This is a genomic window from Mesorhizobium sp. M7A.F.Ca.CA.003.01.2.1, assembly GCF_003998945.1.
Classification (GTDB): domain Bacteria; phylum Pseudomonadota; class Alphaproteobacteria; order Rhizobiales; family Rhizobiaceae; genus Mesorhizobium; species Mesorhizobium ciceri.
Map to the genome: position 1 here is coordinate 1 of NZ_RZRA01000554.1, position 3,779 is coordinate 3,779.

The 3,779-nt window shown below is 63.1% G+C and carries 3 protein-coding genes and 1 pseudogene; all 4 read right to left on the bottom strand.

The features are described 5' to 3' along the window. Positions 1-366: pseudogene (locus EN969_RS20935) on the bottom strand (anti-sigma factor); the annotation flags it as partial. Continuing rightward, positions 363-929, bottom strand: a complete 567-nt coding sequence (locus EN969_RS20940; protein ID WP_027163789.1) for a sigma-70 family RNA polymerase sigma factor — start codon at positions 927-929, stop codon at positions 363-365. The gene EN969_RS20940 and the pseudogene EN969_RS20935, both read right to left, overlap by 4 nt. Before the next feature lie 170 nt (positions 930-1,099). Next, positions 1,100-1,939 carry an alkaline phosphatase family protein gene (locus EN969_RS20945; RefSeq protein ID WP_024501944.1) on the bottom strand — a complete coding sequence of 280 codons (840 nt, stop codon included), beginning with the start codon at positions 1,937-1,939 and terminating at the stop codon, positions 1,100-1,102. 97 nt (positions 1,940-2,036) lie between these two features. Beyond that, positions 2,037-3,626: an ABC transporter substrate-binding protein gene (locus EN969_RS20950; RefSeq protein WP_024501943.1), complete on the bottom strand. Its 1,590-nt coding sequence runs from the start codon at positions 3,624-3,626 to the stop codon at positions 2,037-2,039. Positions 3,627-3,779 lie beyond the last annotated feature (153 nt).

The window sequence follows — 3,779 nt, forward strand, 5'->3', positions numbered from 1 at the left end:
CACCATGACCAGCGCCAGCAGAACCGCGGCTGCCGCCCAGGCGACGCCGACCGGCACCGCCATAAAGCGGCCCCAGGCCTGCGCCAGCCAGGACGATCCTGCCGGCTTGCGCGCAGGCCCGGCCTCGGCGTCGAGTGCCTTGGCAAAGCGGCTGAGCGCATCGGCCGGCGGCCGGATTGCTTCGTTGGCGGCCGTGGCGCCGGAGAATTCGGCTTCAGCTTCGCCAAGGGCGGCAAGTGCGGCCGGATCGCTGGCCAGCCATTCCTCGACCGCTTCCAGGTCGGAACCTTCCAGCGAGCCGTTCAGGTAGAACGGCAGCAGCGTTTCCATTTCGTCGCGGCGCGACATCTTTTCAGCGGCGCTCATGGCCACCCCCTGTCGTAACCGGCGGCCTTGAGAGCCTCGCCGAGTTTCTTGCGGGCGTAGAACATCCGGGTCTTGACGGTGGCGACCGGAATGTCGAGCACCTCGCTGATCTCGCTCACCGACTGCCCGTGATAATAGGCAAGATCGATGACGACGCGATGCTCTTCCGGCAAGGCGTCGACGAAGCGCCGCAGGGCGGCCGCCTTGTCTTCCTTCATGGTGACGACTTCCGGCGTGTCGGCGCCGTCGGGCACCGCGGCGGCGGCCTCGTCGTCGATCCAGTCTTCCTTCTTCTTGCGCAGAAAGGACAGCGCCTTGAAACGGGCAATGCCGAGCAGCCATGTCGAGACTTCGGAACGCCCTTCGAAGCCGGGCGCCTGGCGCCACAACTCGAGGAAGACTTCGTTGGCGATATCGTCGGCCATCATTTCCGATCCCGTCTGGCGCGCCACGAAGCGGTAGACCCGCGCGTGGTGACGCATGAACAGGAGCCGCACGGCGGCTCGGTCGCCCTTCGCGACCCGGTCGACAAGCGCGCGATCGGTCTCCGTCGCTGCCGTCATGGCCGGTCGAGCCGCCTGGCTCCTGTCTGCTCTGTCGCTGATCGGCCCAAAAAGGTTCATCCTCCGCCAAGGAATTTTGCGGAGGCTAACCGAAGAGCGCGGAGGTTGCCAGAGGTGCGCCTCTTCCTTCTCCCACAAGGGCAGAAGGGAAGAGCTTCGCGGACCGCTTCTCACTCCAAGAAAGACTTCGCCTTCATCGTCGCGGGCACGGGAACGCCCAGTCGGCTCAGCACCGTCGGCGCCAGCTGCAGCTGGTCGAGTAGTGTGTCCGCATCCGGCCCTTTGCCTTGTCCAAAATAATACAGCGCGAAATCCTGCATCTCGTCGTCATGGCCGCCGTGATGGCCACGATCGGTCTGGCCGTGATCGGCGGTGACGATCACCTCATAGCCGGCTTCGATCCAGCGTGGCAGGAAGGCGGCCAGCATGCCGTCCATCGCATAGACGGCATGGTCCATCTCGTGGCAGTCGTGGCCGAAGCGGTGTCCCATCGAATCCAGCGTGCAGGTGTGCAGGATGCCGTAGTCGATGCCATGGCGTTTCGTCAGCATGGTCAGCGTCGCGAACAGGTCGACATCGCTCGGCGTCATCTGGTTGCGGAGATTGTAACCGGTCATGGTGTGGAAGCGGCCATGCGTGATCGGCCCGCCTGGCTCGTCGAATTCCATGCCCTCCACCAGGTCGAACGGGTAGGCGCGGAAGAATTCCGACCAGTAGGAATGGGTCACCGCCCCCGTCTTGCCGCCTGCCTTGCTGACCTCGGAGAAGATATCGGGCTGCTCGACGCGGAAACGGTTCTCATTGGAGAGAATCCCGTGCACCTGCGGCGAAACCCCGGTGTGGATCGAGGCATAGCAGCAGGCCGAGGTCGACGGCAGCACCGAGCGCATCTTCCAGACCTGCGCCTCGCCCGATTGCACCCAGCCTTCGAGATTGCCCATCAGCCGGCGCCAGTTCCGGTAAGGCACGCCATCGAGGATGATCAGCAGAAGCTTGGATTTGAGCGCCACGGGCTGCTCCATGCGGTTGGCGGTTGAAACGGGAACGCCGTGTGCCGTCCCGGGCACACGGCGTTCTGATAGATGAAATCGGACGATCAGGGTCCGCTCAAGCGTTGAGCCAGCACTCGGCAAGCGCGTAGCCGTCCATCATTTCGCCGATAGGGCTCTTGGCATAGCCGCCGATCTTGTTGGTGGCGGCCGCGTCGATGAACTGGTTGAAGAAGGGCACGATCAGCCCGCCTTCGTCACGCATCATCACTGCCATATCGTGGTAGATCGCCTGGCGCTTGGCCTGGTCGAGCTCGCCGCGCGCGGTAAACAGCATCTTGTCGAATTCCGGCCGCTTGAAGCGCGTGTCGTTCCAGTCGGCGGTCGAGACATAGCCGGTGGAATACATCTGGTCCTGCGTGGCGCGTCCGCCCCAGTAGGAGAGCGAGAAAGGCTGCTTGTTCCAGACCTCCGACCAGTAGCCGTCGCCGGGTTCGCGCTTGATCTCGATCTTGATGCCGGCTTTGGCGCAGGACTGCTGATAGAGCTGTGCGGCATCGACGGCGCCCGGGAAGGCGACGTCCGAGGTGCGCAGCACGATCGAGCCGCTGTGGCCTGATTTCTTGTAGGCTGCCGCCGCCTTGTCCGGATCGAACTTGCGCTGTTCGATATCGGCGGAAAACAGCGGATAGGCCTCGTTGATCGGGAAGTCGTTACCCACCGAGCCATAGCCGCGCAGGATCTTTTCCAGCATCTCGTCGCGGTCCATGGCTAGCTTCAGCGCCATGCGCAGATCGTTGCTGTCGAAAGGTGCGGTGTCGCAGAACATGTTGAACGGATAGTAGCCCTTGCCCGAGACGTTCTCGATGGAAACGCCCGCGATGCGCTTGACCAGATCGACGACCTTGGGTTCGACGCGGTTGATCATGTGCACCTGGCCGCCTTGCAAGGCTGCAAGCCGTGCGGTCGCATCATTGATGACGATGATCTCGACCTGGTCGGCATGGCCGGCCTTGTCGCCAAGCCAGTAATTGGCGAAACGCTCGCCGCCATGGCGCACGCCTGGCTGGTTGACGCTAACCTTGTAGGGTCCGGCGCTGATGCCGGCATTCGGATCGTCCTTGCCGCCATTCGGCTGGATGACGAGATGGTAGTCGGCCATCAGATAGGGGAAGTCGGCATCGGCGTCGCCGAGCGTGACGATGACTTCCTTGCCGCTCGCCTTGACGCCCTTGATGTTCTTGAGGATGCCGAGTGCTCCGGACTTGGACTTCTCGTCCGCATGGCGCTCGATGGTGGCGGCAACGTCCTCCGCGCCGACCGTCTTGCCATTGTGGAACTCGATGCCATCGCGGATCTTGATCGTCCATGTCTTGGCGTCGGCTGAGGCGCCAATCTCTTCGGCAATCAGGTTGACCAGCTTGTTGTCCGGTGTGAGGCGCACAAGATACTCGCCCCAAAGCTTGCCAAAGCTGAAGGTTACCTGGCTGAGATTCAGCGCCGGATCGAGGCTGTTGGTGGATTCCCCGCCCTGCAGGCCAGCCTTGATGATACCGCCCTTCACCGCCGTCTGGGCAAATGCCTTGCCGGCCAGCGCCGGCATCATGGCCGCCGATACGCCGAGCGCGGCGGCGCGCCCAAGAAAGGCACGGCGCGATATCCGGCCGTGACCGGCGAGTTCGGCGAGATAATCGAGTTCAGTTTTCATGTCCTACCCCTGTTTAAAAGTCGTGCGAGCGGCGCTCGTCCCGAAGGACGTGTGGCGCTCTAGTGTTGCATCCGGATGACGGTCGCTGACGCCCCTATGTGGCAGCTTGGTCTGACACAATTTCCAGGGGAAGCGCCTGCCTTTTTCTTCCGG

Coding starts and splice junctions, on each gene's coding strand:
- EN969_RS20940 (WP_027163789.1), bottom strand. CDS start 929: ATGACGGCAGCGACGGAGACCGATCGCGCGCTTGTCGACCGGGTCGCG.
- EN969_RS20950 (WP_024501943.1), bottom strand. CDS start 3,626: ATGAAAACTGAACTCGATTATCTCGCCGAACTCGCCGGTCACGGCCGG.